Source organism: Paenibacillus sp. MMS20-IR301, assembly GCF_032302195.1.
Taxonomy (GTDB): Bacteria; Bacillota; Bacilli; order Paenibacillales; family Paenibacillaceae; genus Paenibacillus_AQ.
Map to the genome: position 1 here is coordinate 7,141,470 of NZ_CP135275.1, position 23,537 is coordinate 7,165,006.

Sequence of the window (23,537 nt, forward strand, 5' to 3'; positions counted from 1 at the left end):
GAGTGGAGGGAATTTATGGGCAGGAACAAAAAATTTCTGGTTAAGCTGCTGTGTCTGCTGCTGGTAAGCCAGCTGGGGACGTCCTTCATAGGGGGGACAGCAATGAAAGTTTTGGCTCAGGGGGATACATTGAAAATTCATTTTCAGCCCCTTCATGGTTCAGTTCCTGCGGGATATATAGCTGACTATGGGGACATCTATGCTGCAAGGAATGGTCATGAGTATGGCTGGAATAAGGATCACACTACGGCAACAGTAACAAGAAGTACATACCGGGATTCATATAACAACGTATCTGCAACAGAAAGTACATACAGTGACAATATTCATGACACGTTAACGCGAATCAGCCCTGGTGGAGAGTGGGAGATTCAGGTGGATAACGGTAATTATGAAGTAGCTGTAACAGTAGGGGATGCTGTATATGACAGTAAGAATGCACTTGCTGTGGAAGGAACGGAATTTTGGAGCGATATGAACCTGAAGGCTGGAGAGCATGCGACCCGGTCAAAGATTGTAACAGTCACAGACGGGAAACTTACAGTGAGCCAGATTGACGGTCCAGATGTAGAGACGGCACTGAATACGGTAGAGATTACACTGGTGAATATGTTTACTCCGGTAATTTCACCTCCGAGGATCGGACTTCCCGCTGAGCAGAACAAGATTGCCGGGAACAAGGTTCTAATGTCCGGCACAATGATAAATGTACATAGTGCACCGCCGTATACATATGTAAATGGATTACGGGAAGAAATCTCCCGGCACATGAGTGAACAGGTTGCAGGCATCAGCGAGCAGGTACAGCAGTATGAGCATGCTGCAACTGTGGTGAACGGATCAGATGCTGCTGCTATACAGCAGAAGATTCTCTCAGAAACACAGAGTCCTGCTGTCATCAGATCCGGACACTTAAATCTGGAAGCGAGCGTTACCTTCGGAAGTCCGGATAAGCCGGTAATCCTCATCGTTGACGGGATCAATTCGAATCAGAATTTAACTATCACAGTCTATGGATCATTAATTCTGCGCGGCGGGCTTAATGCGAATGCACCCTTGACTGTTCAAATCATGAATAGCAGCAATACTGTACCGGATGGAAATCTGTGGGTACAGGGGGCTTTTCAACTGAATAATAACTTAAAGTTCCATGTGGATAATGAACTGTATGCCGGCTCACTGACTTATAACGGAGGAACCCTTCAGATTGAGGCCAAACGTGTACTGGTACAGGGCAATATGAATATCAACACTAATGTAACCATGAACATAGAAGAAGAGATGTCGGCAGGAGAGATCGTCTCTAATAATCTATTAGCTAATCTGAATGTTAAGAAAGGCGATTTGTTTGTTCGTGATAACGTCAGTGTAAATAATAATTTGAATATTACTACGGGAGGCTTGTTTGCTGTAGGCGGCAATCTGATTACCAATCAAAGACCGCAGATTCATACAGGAAATGGTACGGAAGGGCAGACCCTGCTGAAATATGTCCTATCGGGTCTGAAAGCGGAATATTTCAGCGGCAACAACTTTACCGGGCAAAAAGCTGTGAAGCTGGATGAGTCCGTCTTCTTGTCGGGACAACCAGTGCTTCCGGTATCCGGTATTGCCAATCAGCATTTCTCAGTCAGATGGACCGGGCAAGTACAGCCTAAGTATTCCGGTCTATATACCTTCTCTGTTAATACCGGCGGCGGGGTCCGGCTATGGGTAGATAATCAGCTGCTCGTCGATAAGTGGAATGCTCAGAACAATACCGGTCAAGGACTTGTTCAACTGCAGGCCGGAGTAAAATATGATCTGAGAATGGAATACGCAAACGATCAGGGAAATCCGCAGGCGAACCTGTTCTGGGAAAGCGACAAACAGTCCAGGGAGGCAGTGCCGTCTGTCTATTTACGTCCATTCGGAATTCCCGAGCCTATTCCAATTCCAGCCGCTACGGCCATCACCTTACAGTGGCCTGCCCAGTTCAATGCGGATGGATATGAAGTGGAGATAGATGGTGAAATTTCGCCGCTCGGGCCTGAAACCGGTTATGTGGCGGATCATCTTAGTCCCGGTACGGAGCATACCTACAGAGTCCGGGCGAATAGTGAAGATATAAAGGGAGAATGGTCACTGCTAACTCCTTATTGGACGCTTCCCGCTGTCCCTCAGAATATCAGCATGGCCTCAACGAGTAATTCTATAACACTGAATTGGGAGCCTGTTATTGGAGCAACCAGCTATGAGGTGGAGGTGAATAACAGCATTCAGAATATTGGAAATGTTACAAGCTATCTGGAAGATCAACTAATCCCGAATATGCAAAAAATCTTCCGTATACGGGCTGTAAACAGCAGCGGTCCGGGAGCCTGGAGCGGGATTATAGCCAAGTCTACTATTGTGGCTGCCCCGGGTAATCTGTCAGGTACTGCTGCAGATCAGTCAATTGCACTGCAGTGGGATGCTGTCTCCGGAGCCATTGCCTATGATGTAGAGGCTGATGGGACGCAGATTGAGAATATTACAGAAACCTCCTATTCGCACAACGGCCTGGAGCCGAACAGCATCCATGAATATAGAGTAAGAGCACACAACGAGAATGGAATAAGTGATTGGAGCAGTAAGATTACTGTATACACTACGCCTGGCATTCCCCGGAATCTTAGCGCCACCGTGGAAGGAAGTGCTATCCGTGTTACCTGGGATACGGTTAAGGGAGCATCGGGATATGACATAGAAGTAGATGGAAGCATCATAGATAACGGAACGGATACAGAATATAACCATACGGAACTAAGCTTGAATTCTGAACATACTTACCGGGTCCGGGCCAAAAATCAACAGGCGGCAGGGGAATGGACCTCCCTGATTGTATATACAACCCATGCAGGGGTTCCCAATAATGTACGAAGCACTGCAACCAGCAGCGAGATTACATTAACCTGGGATCCGGTGCCAGGTGCAACAGGCTACGATATAGAGGTGGATGGTACGGTAGTTCATGGCGGTTTGGATAACAGCTATATTCACAGCGGGCTTAAGCCGTTCTCCACTCACAGTTATAGAATCAGAGCGAGAAATGCCGGAGGTACAGGAGAGTGGAGCAGAGAGGTATCTGCAAAAACAGTTTTTGGTAAACCTGAGAACCTTACAGCAGTTGCCTACAATAGCAGCATTAAGCTTTCGTGGGACAAGGTGGAAGGGGCGACGGGTTATGATCTTCTGGTCGATGGAGAAATCATTGACAACGGTCAAATGACCAGCTATGAGCATACAGGATTAGAGCCGTATTCATGGCATGTCTACAGGGTTAGGGGCAAATATGGAGAGAGCCTTGGAGAATGGAGCAGTGCACTTACCAAATCTACGATTCTGGGCATTCCCGGGAATATTAAGGTGAAAGCACTGAGTGATCAGATTACGTTATCCTGGGATGCTGTTATAGGAGCAACAGGTTATGAGATTGAAGCTGACGGCAAAACGATAGATAACGGAGCAAAGCTCAGCTTCACGGACAGCAAACTGTCATCCAACACAAAGCATACCTACCGGATCCGGGCGAAGAACAGCCAGGTGATGGGAGAATGGAGTGACTGGACAACGACAATTACCAGTGTTACTGCTCCAGGAGTACCGCAGAATTTCACAGGTGTGGCAACTATAAATTCTATCGAATTATCTTGGGATAGTGTGGAAGGGGCGGCTCTGTACGATCTGGAGGTTGACGGCAAAATTATCACTGATATCACAGTCACAGAGTATAAGCATCTCGGCCTGGAGCCTAACACAATGCATAATTACCGTGTAAGGGCACGGAATTCCGGTGCGAGCAGTGATTGGACCGACAAGCTGAAGAAGGTCACTACCCCGGCCTTAACCATCCAGCCGGAGAAGGACAGCCAATTTAATTTTGTCATTATTGTTCCGCAGAAATCGGGGCTGACAGAGCGCAAGGTTACGGTCACCTACAGTGCTGAGGATCTGGAGGTTATTGATCTCCGGGCGGAGACGCCGGAACTTGAGACAGCCGCTGGGGCAATATCCGGAACTCCTATCGTTATCACCAGTTATGAGCCTGGAAGAATCGTCTATACCATTCAAAGCACAGGGAAGACGGTTATGAATACGATCAAATTGTCGGCCCGCACGAATGAGCTTACTAAAGTGACTTACAAGATAGAGTAAGGCTAAAGGAGAAACATAGATGAAAAAAATAATATGGCTGTTATGCCTGTGCCTAATATGCACAACAGTTATCCTTCCATCCCCTGCTCATGCCAACAGCAAGGTGGACATTGTGTTCATTATTGACCGTTCAGGAAGTATGGGCGGTTCGATTACAAATGTTCAGGATAATATTAATGCCTTTTGTAACCAATTGAATAACCAAGGTATAGATTTTCGTTTAGGACTTGTAACTTATGAATATGAGACTACAACTTATGATTTCACTTCTAATGTTAATGTGTTCAAGCAATATTTGAGCAGTATCGTTATCGACGGAGGTGATGAGGTCGGTCTGGATGCGATCAAAAAAGCAATGGACTATTACGCATTTGATGTGAATTCGACGAAGTATTTCATCTTGATTGGTGATGAAGAGATTAAGTCGCTATCTATGTACAACACTACAGATAGTGTGAAAAGCCAGCTTGTCAGCAATAACATTAAACTTACTTCTATAGGTGTAGAGTCTATAAAATGGCAGTTTGAGCAGCTTTCTAACGCCACCGGCGGGCTTTATTTAGATCTGTACAGCAATTTCAATCAAAATTTGACGACTATCTTTCAACAGATTCAGAAAATCCCTACGATGGAGATTGTTTCTCCTTACGGTGGACAACTCATTAGTGAGGGCTCGTTCATACCCGCACTTAAGGTAGCCGACTTGGATAATGAGCTTTTGACTCTCCGTTACTATCTCGATTCCGAACCCTGGGCCCGGGAAGAGAAGTCAGTAACCAATACGGCTACCGCCCAGATAGTTTCCTTCAGTGCGGCTAACATGGGGGCGATATCAGAAGGGGCACATACGCTCCGCTTCACAGTCAGCGACAGTTCAGCAACCGTACAGGATGTTGTGTCCATCTTCGTTGATAAATCCAATCCCTTGCTTGGCAGTATAGAAGTAAGCTCAACAGACTCCCAAATACAAATTACCGGGTCGGCTTCGGATACAGGCTCAGGGCTGGAAAGTGCACCTTACCGGTATACGATCGGAAGCCAGAGCAGCGGCTGGACAACAGCACCCGGTTATAGCGTAGGCGGCTTGTCTCCTAATACATCCTATTACACTAAGTTTGAAGCCAGGGACAAGGCGGGACATATTTCTGTAAAAGAGCAAAATATGCATACGAAAGCCCAAATCCCTGCTGTATCGGTGCAAACTACGGGTGAAACCACACTTAAGCTGGTGGTGAATGATTGGAATGCTTCAGGAGTGAAGTATGTCATTCAGTCCGGTTCTTCTTATGTAAGCTCGTCCGGGACACTGGTGGGTTCTCCTGCCTGGCTGACACTGGACGGCAAGAGTCTGGCGGTCAGCGGACTAAGCGCGAATACCGGCTACAGCTTTCAAGCCAAGGCCAGGAATAGCGAGGGTCTGGAGACCGCTTATGGGGCGGCAGTCAGCGGAACAACCTTAGCGTCTGCACCCGCGGGTATTACGCCAGACGTGTCGCAGCAGTGGATTAAGCTAACATGGCCCGCAGTACCGAATGCTTTGGGCTACGATGTAGAAGCAGACGGCACGGTAATCAGCAATGGTACGTCTAGTACGTTTATACATAATGGCTTGTCGCCCAATACACAGCATACCTACAGGGTCCGGGTGCGGAATTCAGGCGGAACAGGGAACTGGAGTACGCTAGTAACAAAGCTGACGCTGCCCGATCCTCCGGCCATTCCGGGACAGCTCTTCACGCTGCCCAGCCAGAGGCAGGTGACCCTCGGCTGGGACCTGGTGGCAAAAGCAACGAAATATGAGGTGGAAGCCGACGGGAATATCGTGGATAACGGCAACAGCAACAGCTATGTTCATCAAGGGCTGCAGCCCCAGACCGATCACAGCTACCGCGTGCGGGCCAGCAATCCGGGAGGCACCAGTGAGTGGAGCGCCCCGGTGAAGCAGCAGACCTGGCCGGATCCTCCGGCTACACCAACGAATATATCAGCGGTTACCGAGATTCATAAGATTGCGGTGAAATGGGACGGTATGGAGCGGGCGACCGGCTATGAAATTGAAGTGGACGGGTTAATCCTAGAGAATGACGGGCTAAGCAGCTATACCCATGAGGGGCTTGATGCGCTAAGCGGTCATACCTACCGGATACGGGCCAAGAATATCGGCGGAAAAAGCGCCTGGAGTGCGCCGCTGGATATTACAACTCACCCGGAAATCCCGGATGTTCCAACGAATATTATGACTACTTCGGATCAGACCGCAATTACGGCATCCTGGTATACCGTACCGCATACGGATAGCTATGATGTGGAAATCGACCACAACAAAGTGGTGAATGTTCCTGACAATTCTTTTGTACATGATCAATTGGCAGCGGATAGCGCACACACCTACAGAATCCGGGCCAATAATATCAGCGGCTCCAGCGGATGGTCCAAGCTGGTAACGATGAGCACAATGCCGGCAGGAACAGATGCGCTGGCGCTGACTAATATGGCGGCAATCGTCACCAACAAATCAATCACCTTGTCCTGGGATACAGTAGCGGCAGACGCCCGGTATGATATCGAAGTGGACGGCAAGCTGCTGGATAACGGTGCGAATACCATCTACAGCCACACTGGGCTGGGGGCAGAAGAATTCCATGTCTACAAGATCCGCGTGAAGCAGGGAACGGATGCCGGGGAATGGGTAGCGGTGCTGGCACTTTCCACGCTCTCGAATCTGCCGGATGCCCCGGAGAAGCTCGATGGCTTCGCCAAAGATACATCCATAGAGCTGCAGTGGAAGAAGATCGAGGGCGCTACAGGCTACCAGCTTGAAATTGACGGCAAGGTAGAGGAGTTAGCAGGGGCAAGCAAATATATTCATAACAATCTTACGTCGGGGACGGCACATACGTACCGTATCCGGGCAATGAATGCAACAGGAGTTACGGCCTGGAGTCCGGCTTTGCAGAAGAGTACAACCAGCCCGGATTATACCCTTGCAGTGAAGAAGGACAAGGAATACAGCCTGACGCTGCTGGCCTCGAGTGTTCAGGACTTTAGCGAACTGGTCTTCACGGTAACTTACGATCCGAATGAGCTTGAATTAGCAGATCTGTATGATTTCACACCAGCCCATGACCTATCGAGCGGCGTCATTCCAGACTCCAATCTGAGCGCGGTGTACAGCAGCGGGAAGATCATCTTCACGATTAACCAGAATGTGGTGCCAGGCTCTTCCTGGTCGGGTGAAATCACAACGCTGCTATTTAAATCCAAAATAAATGGAACAGCGAACGTGCATGTGACAGTAGATTAACAGATTGGCTTAAGGGAGCAATGAATTGAAATGAGCAAAAAGCGGATAAACAAATACATTGCGATCGCCGTAATGATTGCTCTGGTGGCAGAGCTGGCAATTGTTACTTTTCCCAAGCAGAAAAAGGACATGGCAGATCAAATGATTACTCAGCAGGATCAGCAGATTGCGGCAGACCTATCCAATCTGACTGGAGTTACCGCGGATCAGATTATCAAGATTAAACAAACAGGGATCACCTGGAATGAAGTATCCGAGCGGCTGAAGGATCAGACACCTGAGAATAGCAGTACGGATAAGCAGGACCGGAGTTCGCTGCTGAATGAAGCAGGAATCGGAGAGGAGCTGCTGGAGCAGCTTCGCCGGCAGGGGTTCAAAGATGGCGAGATCATGGAAGCCAAACTGTTGACGGAACGGGTTATGCAGCAATTAAAGGAAATTCAGGATAAAGACTCTGTAACCGGTATTGTACAGAAGCCTGCCGCGGGGATGTTCACGGGACAAACCGAGGATTCCGTTCTTCAAGAGGCTTACAGTACAATCAACGGAAGGTTTGTGGAGGGGCAGGCCGTCCGGCTGCTCCTTACCCTGCAGAAGGATTTCGGGTCTATGGAATCGGTGATGAATGAATACCTGCTCACTTTGCAGACAGGCCTGGAGCTTGAAATGTACCTGACCGATAAGAAGAAATATCTTGAGAATAAAGAAGAACATCTTGCAGGTCTGCAAGAGAATATGATCGTTACGATGGAGCTGCTGGAGAAAGCTATGCTGGAGCAATTGCAGCCAGACCATTCAGTAGCCGGGAACATCGGGGGAACGGAAAATACAAGTTCAGATACTACGCTTACTTCAGGTGCGGATGCAGGTTCACCGCTGCCTGAGATTGTCCCGCCGAGTCCGGGCGATGTCATGCCGCAGAGTCCTGCTGAAGCTGTGAGAGAAGAAATTCAAGCGATTGATCCTAACCGCAGATAGAGGAGTCCATAAGAATGAATAAACGCAGAGTAATTCAAATTACAGCATGCTCAATGATTATAGCGCTTGTGCTTCAAGCAGGTGTGTTTGCCTATTCCAAGGTGGCGGGCACCGAGAACAGCAAGACGGCCAATCCGGCGAAGAGCATGAAGACAACCGATAAACTGCAGGAGATTGCCAAAGTAACCGCTTCTTCCGGAGATATACCTGCTCAAGTATCTACAGCTCAAGCTGTTCAGAATGCTCAGCCGCTCCAATCTGAGGTCGTTCACGTAAGCTATCAGCAATTTCTTAATGCCTTTGATGTTCAGGATGTTTACCGGGAGAAGCTGAAGCAGTTGGCCGCCAGCGGGTATTCACGTGGGGATATATGCACAGCATATGATTTTTTGTATCAGAATTTTGGCAGTGAAGCAGATTTAGAAGCTATGCTTGCCTCTAAGTCTTCAGGGAAGACCTGGGAGCAGATTTTTACTGCCTTTACAGCGGAGCAGCCTAAGTTTGAGCCCCGTGCCTTTGATTCTGACGAGCTGGAGAATTTAATGAAGGCACAGAGTCTCACATCGGACGATATCATGATTGGTGACCATCTATCTTTTGTGACTGGTAAACCGTTCAAAGATCTGATCGGTGAAAGAATCGAAACGGGGGATTGGGGCGCTATTTTTGCGCGGGAGAAGGTCCTATATAGTGGTAAATCATTACCACGGGTTCAGATAACACAGGAGGAACTTCATCAATATACACAGCAAGGAACGTTTAGCGAGCAGCAGGTAGTCAAGGCATTTGTACTGGCACAGAAGGTCGGCGAGGCACCTGAGGTTGTGGTAGCTAAGCTGAAGGAAGGGACTTCTGAAGCAGCCATTATGGCTGACAGCTATTTGAAGAAATACGCTGAATAAATCCGGCAGCAGAAAGGGGTAGCTTTGTGAAACAATCGAAGGCATTATTACGGGTATTAACAGCAACTATGTTCATGATGATCTTGTTCCTGCCGGCAGTGCATGCCGAGACTTTGCAGGACCAGTTAAATAATCTCGTCGGACCGAAGCAGCAATATAACACAATGCTCTCGCCTGTATACTTGAGAACTAACGAAACAGTAGATGAAGTAAGTCCTCAGGGCGGATCATTAACGATTACACAGACGGATTACGTACTGCCGGGCAAGAACGGGCTGGATCTGGAATTCAAGCGGATTTACAAAAATGAATCGGCCAACGTCCAGGACATGGAGGTAGAATACATTGACGGAGCCTGGGTGGACAAAGTCCGCTCGAGCGCAAAGACCTCGTCTTTTTATGAAGACCGCTATAATCTCGGGATTGGTATGCGGTTCTCTTTTCCCGGCATGGAAATCAAGGCTAACACAGACGGCAGCAGCCACAAATTCCTGCACACGGAGAGCGGCGATGTCTACCGGCTGAAGCAATATACAATGGATGGCTCACTCGTCTATTTGCCTGAAGGCCAAACGGTGAAGGACGTTGTAGTCCGAGAGTCGGCAGCCTATCAGAATGGCCAGACCGATGGCACATCCAAATACCTAATGACCGGAAAAGACGGTAAAAATACATATTTCGCCGAAGATGGACGGATACTCGGGATTGTGGATCGGTATGGGAATAAGATTAATTTTGAATACAGCACGCTCAGCTACCAGCTGGACGGAGAGACGATTACCAAGAAACTGATATCTAAAGTCACAGACTCTGTTGGCCGTGTATCTACCCTGGAATATGTGGAGGATCCCGCCTTTACCGTTGGCCCTATCAATAAGCTGGAAGCGCTAGGTGCGAATGATTACTTCAAGGCTTCTGAGAATCCCAATACAACCGATTCAGGGGATTTAAACGGAAAATTCAAAGTTATTCTGCATCTCCCTGGAGACAAAAGCATTGTGTACGATAAATCGGCGGTGCTGGTCAGCGCCTCCAAGCATGTTATCCGCACCCGGCTGCAGCGGGTATACGATACAGATAACAAACCGAAATATTTCTACTGGTACGAGCAGCCTGATCTGGGCTTCACTTATTACAATAAGGCTAACTATTCCGCCTATAACAGGTATGAGAATCTCGTGCTTGTTGATGAAGTGAAAACGAATAAAGCAAAGCGTTTTGTCTACAACACATATACGAAGAAGCTGAATGAAGGCAGCATGCAGTACAGGAAGATTTTTGAGGTTAAGGAGCTTGTGAAGACAGGCTTTGATCCGGCCCAGGCAAATTTCCTTGATAAATTAATTACAGATACCAAGAATAAGAGTACTTATACATACACTAACGAAGCCGATGGATACGGAACTACCGGTTACAAGGAATACGATGATGCTTATCTTAAGGATACCTACCGTTACTATACAACAATCACAGATATTAACGGCAGCACAGTCAAATATACATATAACGGCAAGCAGGAACTGATTCTAACCGAAAAGCTGGGCAAGAATCATAAAGAGACGGTTACGAAAGAGCATGATGAGCTGAAGCTGGTCAAGAAGCAGGAGACTCTGACCTATCAAGTGACTGGCGGGCAGGCAACAGGTGAGCCGGTCCGTAAGATTGAGAATTACCGGTACGATGAATATGGTGATATGACCAGCTATACAGGGCCGATTGCTGAGCGGGACAGCAAGGGTTACCCGGTTAATAATGAGCACACTGTGCTCTACACCTATGATATTAACAAATTTCATATTCTGACCCAGAAGACCTGGAAGCTGGATCAGGATACAACGGCTCAAACCAATTATGAGCTGGACAGCAAGGGAAATGTGCTTAAAGAGAGTAAAGCAAATGACGATCCGGCGCATCCTTGGCTGATCACAGAATATGCCTACGATACCTCCGGCAATCTCATCCGCAAAACTGCGCATGACACTGCTCAGGACTTCACAACTTATTATGAGTATGGTATTGACGCCAATGGTACGGATACCAAAGGGGCATATCTGACTAAGCAGGTTCAGCAGTCTGAAGGTAAGAGCTATGCCAAAACCTATGCTTATGATATGCAGACAGGGAATATCCTTAGCGAGATTGATCCGAACGGCAATAAGACCTCCTATCAATACGACACGGTTGGCCGGCTGCTGAAGAACATCAGGCCGGATAACAAGGTGCTGCAGTACGAGTACCTGGAGAGTCCTTATGCCAACTTCAAGATTCAGTATACGGATGCCGGCAATTATAAATATCTGAACGAGTATGATATTCAGGGGAATTTGCTGAACAATAGTGTGAATAGCCAGGGAGTATGGAAAAGGTTATCCACACTGGAGTATGATGCTTTTGGCAATCAAACTAAAGAAATTAACAGTAACGGGCACAGCACCCGCTATGTCTATGACAGTAATCAGCAGATTGTAGAGAAATCCTACTATGAGAATGATAAGACACTTAAAGCTGGCGTGAAAGTAGATTACCAGATTGCTTCTTCACCCCAGGTTCCGCTGCTGATGACTATTACGAATGAAGAAGGTTATGGTAAGCGGTACTACTACGACCTTGAGAATCAGCTGGTGAAGCAGGAGGTTACACCAGATCATCAGAATTATTATGCCTCTGTCTTTAGTTATGACTATGTTGGCAACCTTATAACGGATACCGATGAAGGCAAGCATACTACCCAGTATTCGTATGATGCGTTGGGACGTAAGACTAGTACCGCGGATGCGCTGGGTAACACGACAACTTATACCTATAACATTATGGAGCAGCCCGTCTCCGAGAAAGCTCCCGGCGGCAAAATTACAGAATGGACTTATGATGGGCTGGGACGAAATTCAGTTCAAAAGATCTATCAAGCCGGGTCACCGGATTATTTCTACACTAATAGTCAATATGATGCCGGAAATAACAAAATTAAGATTACCCAAGGAATGTATTCTGCTGGATTAAGCAGAGATTCTTCAGTGGTTTCGTTCGCTTATGATTCTCTTAACCAGGTGACGGATCAATATACCAGCATTGACTCTGCTTCCAGTACACATACACATAACGATTATGATGCGAATGGCAACAAAGTGAAGGTTGTGGAATATGCAGATTCAGCCGGCAACAAGCTGATCGTGTACAATTATCAATTTGATTTTGCCGGAAATACAACTTCAGAGACAGGCTCATCCAAAGAAAAAATGGATGATGGAACATTCGTTGAAAGAGGTGCTTATGAGACATTAAATGAATACGACCTCGAAGGCAACCTGACTAAGAGTAAACAATTCAATGGTACTGATTATGACACAGAAGAAAATACGTACAATTATAGAAATCTCAAGGCTTCTACATCCAAGCCGTTTAATGACAAGGGGACAAGGCTTACCCGCTATCAATATGACAAGCAGGGCAATCTGATTACCGAGACGGCAGTGGTCGGCGGATCAGAGCAGACAACCTCTTATACCTATGACGGATTGGGTTTTGCAACGGGAACAACCGATCCTATGGGGAATACGATCCGTTATCTTTATGATACGATGGGCAATCTGCTTAAGACGGTTGATGCAAGATATTCTGCGCTTGCTATGGAGCAGGCTCCCGGTATTGAGAATGAGTATGATGCAGACAACCGGTTAATGAAGTCCGTTGCTTTTGACGGGACCAACCGTGAAGTTATTGCTTACAGGGAATATGATGGCAGAGGCAACGTAGTCAAGGATGTTGATGGAGAAGGGTACAACGCCAATCATCCGGAGCAGTCTGTAGGTACTCTCTATCAATATAACGTCATAGATAAGCCTGTTGAGAGCATCTCGGCTCAGATGGCTTATGACAATCAGCAGTTAGGTATCCGGAAAGTCAGCCAAAAGATAACCTATGATGGATCAGGCAATGTGTTGAGTGATACAGATGGGCTTGGTCATACCACCTCATATACCTATGATCTGGGGGGACGACTGAAGCAAACTACCTATGCTGACGGTACGCGTACAACAACTAATTATGATTTGACAGGTAAGTGGATTACTGTCAATACGGATAAAGCAGGACACCAGACCAAAATCTACAACAGTGTATTTGGCACCCCTTATCTGGTGGAGTACCCGGATGACACCACTGAAACCTTCCGTTATTCAGCCAAAGGAGAACTGCTGGAGCATATCGATCAGAATGGTAAATCCATATATTACGCTTACGATTCGGCAGGTAACCAGATTTCCCAAAAAGAATATATTCGTGCGGATGAAGCCAATTCTTATTACCGGCTGACCGTCATGAAATATGATGAGGCTGCCAAGCTGCTCTCTACAGAAACCTTCCAATATACTGTTTCTAAGAAAAATGGAGCTGCAACCCAGTCCAGTGCCGGTGATCTTACCCAGCAGATCTATGACAAGGGCGGAAAATTGATCCAGGTTACAGGACCTTTTGGCAGAGAGAGTAAGCAGGATTATGACCGGGCCGGGAATATTGTAACGACTTATCAGAAGATTAGCGATAATAATTATGATGTCACCCGGAACAGCTATGACTCCAGATCACGGCTTACAAAGACTGCCCTGCTGGTCAAGACTTCTGACATCAGCTCAGGTTTTTTGCCTGGCGCAGTTTTTGACAATGAATATGCGGACCGTCTGCAGGTGAATACCACCTACACCTATTCAAAGAATGATCAGGTGGTGACCCAGAGCGATGCTAAGGGAAATACGATTTCTTTTGAGTTTAATTACAATAAACAATTATTGAAGAAGACGGATGCACTTAAGGGTGCAACGTTGTATCAATATGACGATGCCGGCAATGTGCTCACTGAGACGAATCCCAAGGGAACAGTCACCGGTTATGCTTATGATTCGCTTAACCGTGTGCTGCGTAAAAGCCTTCCCGCTGCGGATGGGGAATTAGCAGTAACACGTTACGTATATGATTTAAGCGGGAATCTAATCCGGGAAATCTCGCCTAACCAATATAATAAAGAACTGGATAATACCGTTCAGGTTCTGGATATGAAGGGGATATCTTATACTTACGATACGATGAATCGGAGGTTGTCCACTGTATCTCCAGAAGGCGCAGGTCAGGAGTACATTCAGTATGACGCCAAAGGCCAGATATCCAAAAAAGTGGATGGTCTTAGGTACTCAGGTAATATGGGATCTTCCAAAGGTACAACCTATTTGTACGATGGGCTTGGCCGTCTAATCAAAGAAACCAATGCTTTGGGCGGCAGCAGGGTGTACGAATACGATGTACTTGATCATTTGCTCGCTCGGACGGATGAACTTGGGAATACAACCTCCTATGAAGTGAACCCTGACGGGACACCGGGCAGAATTATTAACGCTGATGGCGGAATTTACAAATATGCGTTTGATAAGCTGGGACGAAAGACTTCAGAGACGAACCCGCTGGGAGCTGTAACCACCACCAGTTATACTGCTTTTGGCAAAGAAAAAGTTGTGAAGGACCCTTACGGATATACGGTTGAGAACAAATATGATCCTAACGGAAATCTGGTATCGGTGAAAGATCAGGCAGGCAGCGTAAGCTTGTTCAACTATGATGCTGCAAACCGGCTTATCGAAAAGAAGTCGCCGCTTGCGCTCGATGACAGTACAAACGTTGTTTATGCTGTAGAGCACTACGCTTATGATGCCGCTGGAAATATGATCAGGAAAGTCCTGTCAGGAACTAAAGAGGACTCTGCTAACCGGGAAACTACTTATATCTATTATGATAATAATCTGCTCAAAAGCGTGGCGGACAACAGCGGAGCCAGCTCTTCTATGGAGTATGACAAGAATGGTAACCTCATCAAATCGGAGAGATTAAGAGATGCTGATCTTTCAGATGTGGAGCAATATGAGTATGATGCCCAGAACCGGATGGTCAAACGGATAGCATGGCTGGATAAGGACACCGTTGAAGGGTATTCGTCACTGCCTAATTTGGCTAGTCTACTGGATTCCTCCTATCAAGATCGAATCCGGCAGATTACTACTTACAGCTACGATGTGCTTGGCAACAAAATTCAGGAACTGGATCCTAGGGCGAATAGCTTCTTGTCCACGGATGTAGCTAACCAGAAGAATTACACAGTAAATTATACCTATGATGCTATGAACCGCCTGGAGAAGATTATTCGTACTCAAGGGTCAGCTGATATCATCAGACAATATGGTTATGATGCAGCCGGGAATAGAATTTCCGATAAGAATGAGCGGGGACACATAACAAAATATGCATATGATCCAGTTAACCGGATCACTGTGGTCACGGATGCGGAGGGCAGAAAGTTTACTACAGCCTACGATCTGGCAGGAAACAAGACGTCAGATACCAACGCCAAGGGCTACACCATGTCATATACCTATGACAAGCTAAACCGGCTTTCGTTAACGATTGACCCGTATGATAAGGTAGTCGGCAAGAAGATTTATGATGCGAAAGGCAATACTGTCAAGGTAATAGATGCTAAAGGTTATGCTGCAGGAGATACGGATGACTCACGGTATGGGACTCTTTACCGTTATGATTTAAGCAATCGTGTGACTGCTGTTATCGACCCTGTACTGGCTGACAAGAACGGAACAGACAAATTCACTACTGTTTATCAGTACAATACTTATGGCAACCTGACGCAAAAGACGGATGCTCTTGGCAACTCTATTCGCTATGAGTATGATAACGCCGGGCGTTTGACTAAAGTAATTGATGCACTGGATGTGGAAGTCAGCTATAGCTATGACCGTATGGGCAACAAGCAGTTTATGAAAGACGGACGGGGCAAAGTTACCCAATACCGCTACGGGGCCTTTGGGATGCTGCAATCCGTCACGGATGCCGGCAATGCAACCATTAGCTATACCTATGATCTAGCGCTGAACAAGCAGCGTATGATCGACCATCAGGGAAATAACACTTTGTATATCTACAATAACCAGAATCTGCTGAGTGAAATGAAAGTGGTTGAAACTGGCGACCGGATTAGCTACGGCTATGACGAAGCTGGGAACCGCATCCGTATGAATGACGAGAGCGGGGCGTACAGCTACATCTACAATTCCCGGGATCAACTGCTGAAAACCATGAAAGACGGCAAGGTTCAGATTCTGTACACGTACGATGAGATTGGCAATGTGGAGACAGTGACAGATGCGCTGGGCCTCACTACGGCTTACCATTACGACAAATCAAGCCGGATGGACCGTGTTGTCTATGAGGGCAAGGAAACGGCCTATACCTACGACAAGAACGGTAACCGGACAATGGTGCAGTATGAAGATGGCGTCAAAGAGGTCTATGCGTACGATCTGAACAATCGTCTGCTAACTTTAATTAACAAACGGAACGGCGGTTCTGAAATATCCAGCTACCGCTATACCTATGATGATGCCGGCAGACAGATTACCAAGACAGACAGCTTTGGAAAAACTTCATACAGCTACGATGACGCAGGCCGTATTGAGCAGGTGGAAGCTCCGGGGAAGACAACAGTCTATGCTTATGACGGAGCGGGAAACCGCAAATCTATGCTGGAGACCTATACTTCACTGCAGCCCAGCAGTTATATCAACCCGGATACCAAGCTGGCGCTTCAGTACAAACTGAAGAAGAGCGAATACCTGTATTCCTCCAGCAATCAGCTGGTGAAGCTGGAAGAACGGATGAGTGAAACGGCAGGCAAGGAGCTGCTGCTTAAAACGGTTGATTATCTCTTCGATAAGAACGGCAATGAGCTCAGCCAACGGACAGCCTATACGCAGCCGCACACAGCGGGGATGCACCAGTCAACCGGAGGAGATGCTTACGAGGCAGAGACTAAGGAGATTAACAGTCTCATCGAAAAAGTGAATCAAACCTACGACGGGTTCAACCGCTTAACGAAAGCGGTCAAGGTGAAGGCGGGAGACCGTACGACCGTAGACTATGTTTATAATGGTGACGGCTTACGGGTGAAGAAAACGGTGAGCAGTGCCAAAGCAGGAAGTGCAGTAACAGAAACGAATTATGTATATGACCGTCAGCACGTGATCCTGGAGACGGACAATAGCGGCAAGCTTGGTGTCCGTTACATCCGCGGCATCAATTATATCGCCAGAATGAATCAAGGCCACGCCTATAGCTATTATCTGTACAATGGCCATGGGGATGTCGTGCAGACCGTTACGCCGGGTGGCGAAATACAGAACCAGTATGACTACGATGTCTTTGGTAATCCGACCCTAAGTATCGAAACGTACACGGAATCCATCCGTTACGCTGGGGAGTACTATGATGGGGAGACAGGACTTTACTATCTGCGGGCACGTTACTACGATCCATATATCGGACGCTTCCTGTCAGAGGACAGCTACTGGGGTGAGGACAATAACCCGCTCAGCCTGAACCTGTATACGTATGCCAATAATGATCCGGTTCAGTATATCGATCCGACAGGACATGCGGCAACGGCAAGTTCACTCCAGAGTAAGATCAAGCAGAATGAAGCCGCGATGGATCGCCAAGAGCATCTGTATTTGGCACAAAAGAAGGCATCGACACCAGCGCCAGCGAAGCCAGCATCACCAGCCCCAGCGAAGCCTGCACAGACTACGAAGCCAGCGGCAACAGTGTCAGCGAAACAGGCACCAGCCAAAGCGGTCACCGCGGCACCGGTAACGCCGAAGCCAGCTGCAAAGACAAGTGCGCCAGCGACATCAGTGGCGCAAAGTAAGACAGCCGCTACAATGGCTAATCTGACAAAGCAGAATCAGCTGCTGGCGGCAGAATTGAAGATAGCGAAAAAGAATGAACAAGCCGCCCAGGCCACCAAAGCCGCAGCGAAGAAAGACCCCGTGCCGGTGAAGCCAGCAGCATCGGGAAAGGGAAGTACATCGGTACTTGATAAGGTTGCAACTGGAGCGAAAAACTTAGGTGTTGGAACCTATAACTTACTCGTTGGTGACGATATCAAGGGGGCATTCGGGAAGAACTCAACGACAACAGAACGATGGATAGGTTCGGCTTCCTTGGCCTTCACAGTAGTAACATTAGGTGAAGGGGCCTTAATTAAGGGAGGCATTAAGGTTGTAGCGCAGGGATTAGAAAAAGCGGTAGCAAAGAATTTGGTGGTAAAAGCTACTGTGAAGGAAACTGCGGAAGTAGTAGGGAATAAGGTAACGCAGCAAGGAGTGAAGCAAACAGGTACAGGAGTTGGGCGACAGGTACAGGAGACGTTGTCGGACAGTTCCAGTGCGCTAAATAAGCTTCAAAAGGGTAGCGTTCCTGCTGCTACGACTGCTGAAAGTACGAATAAAGCAGTTGTGGACGAATATGGTATCTTGAAGAAAAACACAAATATTCCAGGACAGGCTCATCATTTGAACCAAGATGCTGCTTATAGAGATGTAATCCCTTCAAGTAAAGGGATGTCAACAAAGCTAGAAGGGAACGCTTTTACAGAAGTGGATTCTCCACATTATAATGCACACGAAAGCCTAGAGCAGTTCTGGAATCAATATAGAAAGGGTGGAGCAAAATATCGTGAAGCACCCACAAATTTGGAGTACTCAAAGGCCATGGTTGATTCCTTAAAATCAGCCGGGTATACTCAACAGGAAGCGATGCAAATAGCAGCTAAAGCCGTTGAACAGCGCGTCCAACATGGTGTACTTGGAGGAATGCCAGTGCCAAGAATACCTGGTAGAATAAACCAAACCACAAGACCCTAAAAGAGGTGAGCTATATTGAAGATAAACAGACAGATTTTTGACAGAATTGATAACATTAACTGGTTCACGAATTGTGGCACACCACTTACGATGGAAAATGTTATTCAAGTTAGTAGTTGGGAAGAGGCTAAAAATTGGTATTCGGATCCTAATTGGGAAGATACAACACTAGAGGCGGGGAATGTTCTAACGGAATTCCTACACAATAAATATCCCAATAAATATTTAGAATGGAATAACATCGTAAGGGATGCAAAAAGGTATATTGAATCATCTTTGTCAGTCAAATTACTGAACTACCAGGAGCAATATAATCTAGATAATATCTTTGTTAATTGTGTTAAATGGGACGTGGTTAGTGCTATTATGGAGTTTGCATATTCTGATTGCAAGGGAATTTCCCATTTCTTCCTCGATTTACTCCTAGTTTACGAGAATGGAAATTTTCCGTGCGGGTGGGATGGGATTTATCCAAACAGTGGGAAATTAGTTGTATACTAAGATAGAGATTACCTTGAGCGGCTTAATGCCTTTCAAGGTTTCTTTTTTTGTGAGGGTGACGATTGAATCCATCAGTTAATCATTATTGGGGTAAACCATATTTTTTATCATTGAGCTGTATGAAAATGCAGGAAGGTTAAGACTATGCGTTGGGAAATGAAAATACCGATACAATTCGCAGGGCAGTTAGACCCAGCTTGAAGTTAAAGGCAAAGTCTCTTGGTATAAAGTGAATGAATCCGAGTATCTGAACATGGTGGAAGTCAGCGCAGAGGGAAAGTTGTCGGATAGTTCCAGTGTGCTAAAGAGCTTCAAAAGGGCAGTGTTCCTGCTGCTTCGATTGCCGTGGGGGGGAAGGTGGATGGTTGTCTGGAAAAACTGGAGAAGTAAACTGGAAGAGCAAACCTAACTTTGGGCATACTTTTGATACACATGGAGCAGGTAATAAGAATTTAGAATCATTAAAAGGACGCTCAAGAACTGTTAATGAAGTTGGGGAAACGACAGAACAAGGTCAATGGCTTGATAATCAGAAGTCAGCAGAATTTTTGAATTCGTATGGTAAAGTTGATAAGCCAACTATACTAGACATACCAGAAGGTTTAGGACAAGTAATAAAGCCTTCATGGGATATAGCATCAGTAACAAGATCTGTTATTCTTTCTAATTCAAAAACAGGAACACTAAAAACTGCGTATCCTGTAAATGACACATTCAAATTGAAAGAATAAAAGGTGGTGAAACCGGTGTTTAGAATGAATCTACATCATGAAAATAACTTTGATAAAGTTACGATTGAAGAAAAAGAGTATAGTGATGATCTTGATGATCACACAAGTATAATATCTGATATTTCCTTATTAACCACTTGTTCGACTTTTAATTCCTTTGATAATACTATTAGTAATTCTCGTAAACTTGCACTAGTTCTGTATAGTATGCCTCAGATGATCAGAAATACATTTTTGAGTTTCACAGCTCATGATGTTAAAGATTCAGAACTATTAAACAAACTAGAGGATGTTTGGATGGAGTTGGACGAACTAGTTATTGAATATCTCTCTTGAGTTTCAAACCTTGATGAGATTCGTTCTTATCAAGGTGTTTTTTGGTGGGATACAAGCGAACCCTAGTCATACCGCCTCGATAACTGGCGGAAAAGTCTAAGTGGGTATCTGGTAGAGCTGAATGCCTGCTGGAATATGGTGCATGTGATCGACGGAGAATCGACAGCTGCGTACATGTACGATTTGCGGAGTCGTTTGGTGAAGGCGGGGAAGCTGAAGCATCGAAAATGTATGATAGCATAAGAACATTAACTTCCGATGGTCAGCGATTTCTAAGATACAGAAATTAAAGAAAGTCGGATTCAACGTATCAAAGACCATGTATTGAATAATGAGCATATCAAGTCAAATGGATATGGTAAATTCGACCCTGACTTTGAAATCGCTCAAGCATGGCAAAGATTACAGAATGGTACACATACTCCAAATGATAAAACACTTTTGAAACATGAAATTTTTGAATCGAAATTTGAAGGTGTTTTCAAAACAGACTATAAAACAGCACATGATGCAGCAGAAAGCTCCGGTAGAATTTGGAGACCATAGGAGGGAATTAAATGGCGTCCTTTGTATTATTACTTAAAGAATTTGAGGACAATGAAAAGGTTGTTTACAGATTCGGGCCGAATGAACAAGTAATGGGGAAAATTGAATTAAATAAAGAAAAAGAGACTATCCAAGAAATTGAGCCAGTTCAAAATGCTAATAATGAATCAAAATTTTATTTCAAAAGGGCGGCACAAAGATTAGCTAGGTGTTTATATAATGAAGGCGGACATTTTCCTGAAAGAACTACATTTGAATCATAATGTAATTCTAACCTTGATTGGCTTCATGCCTTTCAAGGTTTTTTCTTTGCTGGGACTACCCAGTGCCGAATGAACTTATCATTCAACTAATAACACATCGAGAGATACAGAACCAGTATGACTACGATGTCTTTGGTAATCCGACCCTAAGTATCGAAACGTACACGGAATCCATCCGTTACACCGGAGAGTACTATGATGGAGAGACGGGACTGTATTATCTGCGGGCACGTTACGATTCGTATATCGGACGCTTCCTGTCAGAGGACAGCTACTGGGGGGAGGACAATAACCCGCTCAGCCTGAACCTGTATACCTATGCCAATAATGATCCGGTTCAGTATATTGATCAGGGCGGGACATGCGGCAACGTCAAGTTCACTCCAGAGTAAGATCAAGCAGAACGAAGCCGCGATGGAGCGCCAAGAGCATCTGTATTTGGCACAAAAGAAGGCATCGACACCAGCGCCAGCGAAGCCAGCATCACCAGCCCCAGCGAAGCCTGCACAGACTACGAAGCCAGCGGCAACAGTGTCAGCGAAACAGGCACCAGCCAAAGCGGTCACCGCGGCACCGGTAACGCCGAAGCCAGCTGCAAAGACAAGTGCGCCAGCGACATCAGCGACATCAGTGGCGCAAAGTAAGACAGCCGCTACAATGGCTAATCTGACAAAGCAGAATCAGCTGCTGGCGGCAGAATTGAAGATAGCGAAAAAGAATGAACAAGCCCCCAGGCAACCAAAGCCGCAGTGAAGAAAGACCCCGTACCGGGAAGCCGGCAGCATCGGGTAAGGGAAGTACATCTGTAATCAATAAGGTTGCAACGGGAGCGAAGAATTTAGGTGTTGGAACCTATAACTTACTCGTTGGTGACGATATCAAGGCGGCTTTCGGGAAGAACTCAACGACAACAGAACGATGGATAGGTTCGGCTTCCTTGGCCTTCACAGTAGTAACATTAGGTGAAGGGGCGTTAATTAAGGGAGGCATTAAGGTTGCAGCGCAGGGATTAGAAAAAGCGGTAGCAAAGAATTTGGTGGTAAAAGCTACTGTGAAGGAAACTGCGGAAGTAGTAGGGAATAAGGTAACACAGCAAGGAGTGAAGCAAACAGGTACAGGAGTTGGGCGACAGGTACAGGGGACGTTGTCGGATAGTTCCAGTGCGCTCTATAATAATCTAAAAAAACAAGGTATTCCTACTACATTAACGGACCAGGAGGTTAAAGCAGCTAACGCGGCGGGTCTGAAGATGCAGGCTGGGGGAGCGGGTAAATTTGAAGATTTTGCTGAAAAACCTTTCCTGCCCGATCAGTATTACAAAAATAATTATGCTCCAATGCAAGGAACTCCAGAAGCTAGGGTTGATTTCAGCCGATTAGGTTCAAGTCACAGACCCACATATGCATGAGTATATCTATCAGGATGCTGGAAAAAGTGTTAAAACTGAAACGAAATATTTTATGGACTTTTCTACAGGTAGACTGAGACAAGGCATAATTGATGAAGGAACAAACAAGATAAAATTTATTGGTAAGTGAGGAGGAATGTCTTTTGATTTCTATAAAAAATTACGAGAGTATTACAGATCAGTTAAATGCCCTTGGTTCTTGGACGTTTAAGGAAATAGTCGGAATTGAGTATGCTGTGGACCTTGATTATGAAGATAATTATACAACGCTATTAACCCTTTCATTTCATATTATGGTTATTGAAACAGGGCAAAAATTTAGCATGAAAATTAGATACATTAATGTTTCAGATTTTAGTGTAAGAAAAATAACAAATCTTTACCTGACAAGGAGTTTGATAGTGCATGATAAGAAAGAGTTAGGGTGGGATACGAGTCAACGATACCATGTTCATGACGATAGTGGGTATGGTGAGAACGACGGATACAACTTTATTGAGTTTTACTGCAGTTCTATGGAAGCTATATCATTGGAAGAATTCTAATTCTTCAAACCTTGATTGGTTTAATGCCTTTCAAGGTTTCTTTTTTTAAGAGAATGATGATAAATCCATAATTTAGGCATTATTACAACCGT

Annotated in this window: 14 protein-coding genes; all 14 read left to right on the forward strand. The window is 45.9% G+C overall.

Going from position 1 to position 23,537, the window contains the following annotated elements:
• Nucleotides 1–15 precede the first annotated feature (15 nt).
• Nucleotides 16–4,176, forward strand: a complete 4,161-nt coding sequence (locus LOS79_RS30720) for a fibronectin type III domain-containing protein (protein WP_315414733.1) — start codon at nt 16–18, stop codon at nt 4,174–4,176.
• A 19-nt stretch (nt 4,177–4,195) separates the two neighbouring features.
• Entirely contained in the window at nt 4,196–7,480 is a 3,285-nt protein-coding gene (locus LOS79_RS30725; RefSeq protein ID WP_315414734.1) for a VWA domain-containing protein, read from the forward strand.
• Nucleotides 7,481–7,510: 30 nt separating this feature from the next.
• Complete coding sequence (locus LOS79_RS30730) at nt 7,511–8,458, forward strand: hypothetical protein (RefSeq protein ID WP_315414735.1); 948 nt, start codon at nt 7,511–7,513, stop codon at nt 8,456–8,458.
• Nucleotides 8,459–8,472: 14 nt separating this feature from the next.
• The gene (locus LOS79_RS30735; protein WP_315414736.1) at nt 8,473–9,360 is read left to right on the forward strand and encodes a hypothetical protein; all 888 of its coding nucleotides are present in this window, start codon (nt 8,473–8,475) and stop codon (nt 9,358–9,360) included.
• Nucleotides 9,361–9,386: 26 nt separating this feature from the next.
• On the forward strand, nt 9,387–19,115 hold the full coding sequence (locus tag LOS79_RS30740) for an RHS repeat-associated core domain-containing protein (protein WP_315414738.1): 9,729 nt from the start codon (nt 9,387–9,389) through the stop codon (nt 19,113–19,115).
• A 15-nt stretch (nt 19,116–19,130) separates the two neighbouring features.
• On the forward strand, nt 19,131–19,616 hold the full coding sequence (locus LOS79_RS30745) for a hypothetical protein (protein WP_315414740.1): 486 nt from the start codon (nt 19,131–19,133) through the stop codon (nt 19,614–19,616).
• A gap of 365 nt (nt 19,617–19,981) precedes the next feature.
• Nucleotides 19,982–20,347 (forward strand): hypothetical protein, encoded by a 366-nt coding sequence (locus LOS79_RS30750; RefSeq protein ID WP_315414741.1) that lies wholly within the window; start codon nt 19,982–19,984, stop codon nt 20,345–20,347.
• A gap of 15 nt (nt 20,348–20,362) precedes the next feature.
• The gene (locus LOS79_RS30755; protein ID WP_315414743.1) at nt 20,363–20,683 is read left to right on the forward strand and encodes a hypothetical protein; all 321 of its coding nucleotides are present in this window, start codon (nt 20,363–20,365) and stop codon (nt 20,681–20,683) included.
• Between the two features lie 324 nt (nt 20,684–21,007).
• The gene (locus LOS79_RS30760; protein WP_315414744.1) at nt 21,008–21,229 is read left to right on the forward strand and encodes a hypothetical protein; all 222 of its coding nucleotides are present in this window, start codon (nt 21,008–21,010) and stop codon (nt 21,227–21,229) included.
• An 11-nt stretch (nt 21,230–21,240) separates the two neighbouring features.
• Nucleotides 21,241–21,492, forward strand: a complete 252-nt coding sequence (locus LOS79_RS30765; protein WP_315414745.1) for a hypothetical protein — start codon at nt 21,241–21,243, stop codon at nt 21,490–21,492.
• Nucleotides 21,493–21,554: 62 nt separating this feature from the next.
• Nucleotides 21,555–21,884, forward strand: a complete 330-nt coding sequence (locus tag LOS79_RS30770; protein ID WP_315414746.1) for an RHS repeat-associated core domain-containing protein — start codon at nt 21,555–21,557, stop codon at nt 21,882–21,884.
• A complete protein-coding gene (locus LOS79_RS30775; RefSeq protein ID WP_315414747.1) occupies nt 21,811–22,245 on the forward strand; it encodes a hypothetical protein in 435 nt (144 codons plus the stop codon). Before LOS79_RS30770 ends, LOS79_RS30775 begins: the two co-directional genes overlap by 74 nt.
• The gene (locus tag LOS79_RS30780) at nt 22,211–22,900 is read left to right on the forward strand and encodes a hypothetical protein (RefSeq protein WP_315414748.1); all 690 of its coding nucleotides are present in this window, start codon (nt 22,211–22,213) and stop codon (nt 22,898–22,900) included. The genes LOS79_RS30775 and LOS79_RS30780 overlap by 35 nt, the downstream gene beginning before the upstream one ends.
• Nucleotides 22,901–23,043: 143 nt before the next feature.
• On the forward strand, nt 23,044–23,445 hold the full coding sequence (locus LOS79_RS30785) for a hypothetical protein (protein WP_315414749.1): 402 nt from the start codon (nt 23,044–23,046) through the stop codon (nt 23,443–23,445).
• Nucleotides 23,446–23,537 lie beyond the last annotated feature (92 nt).

Coding starts and splice junctions, on each gene's coding strand:
- LOS79_RS30720 (WP_315414733.1), top strand. CDS start 16: ATGGGCAGGAACAAAAAATTTCTGGTTAAGCTGCTGTGTCTGCTGCTG.
- LOS79_RS30725 (WP_315414734.1), top strand. CDS start 4,196: ATGAAAAAAATAATATGGCTGTTATGCCTGTGCCTAATATGCACAACA.
- LOS79_RS30730 (WP_315414735.1), top strand. CDS start 7,511: ATGAGCAAAAAGCGGATAAACAAATACATTGCGATCGCCGTAATGATT.
- LOS79_RS30735 (WP_315414736.1), top strand. CDS start 8,473: ATGAATAAACGCAGAGTAATTCAAATTACAGCATGCTCAATGATTATA.
- LOS79_RS30765 (WP_315414745.1), top strand. CDS start 21,241: ATGGCGTCCTTTGTATTATTACTTAAAGAATTTGAGGACAATGAAAAG.
- LOS79_RS30775 (WP_315414747.1), top strand. CDS start 21,811: ATGCCAATAATGATCCGGTTCAGTATATTGATCAGGGCGGGACATGCG.
- LOS79_RS30780 (WP_315414748.1), top strand. CDS start 22,211: ATGAACAAGCCCCCAGGCAACCAAAGCCGCAGTGAAGAAAGACCCCGT.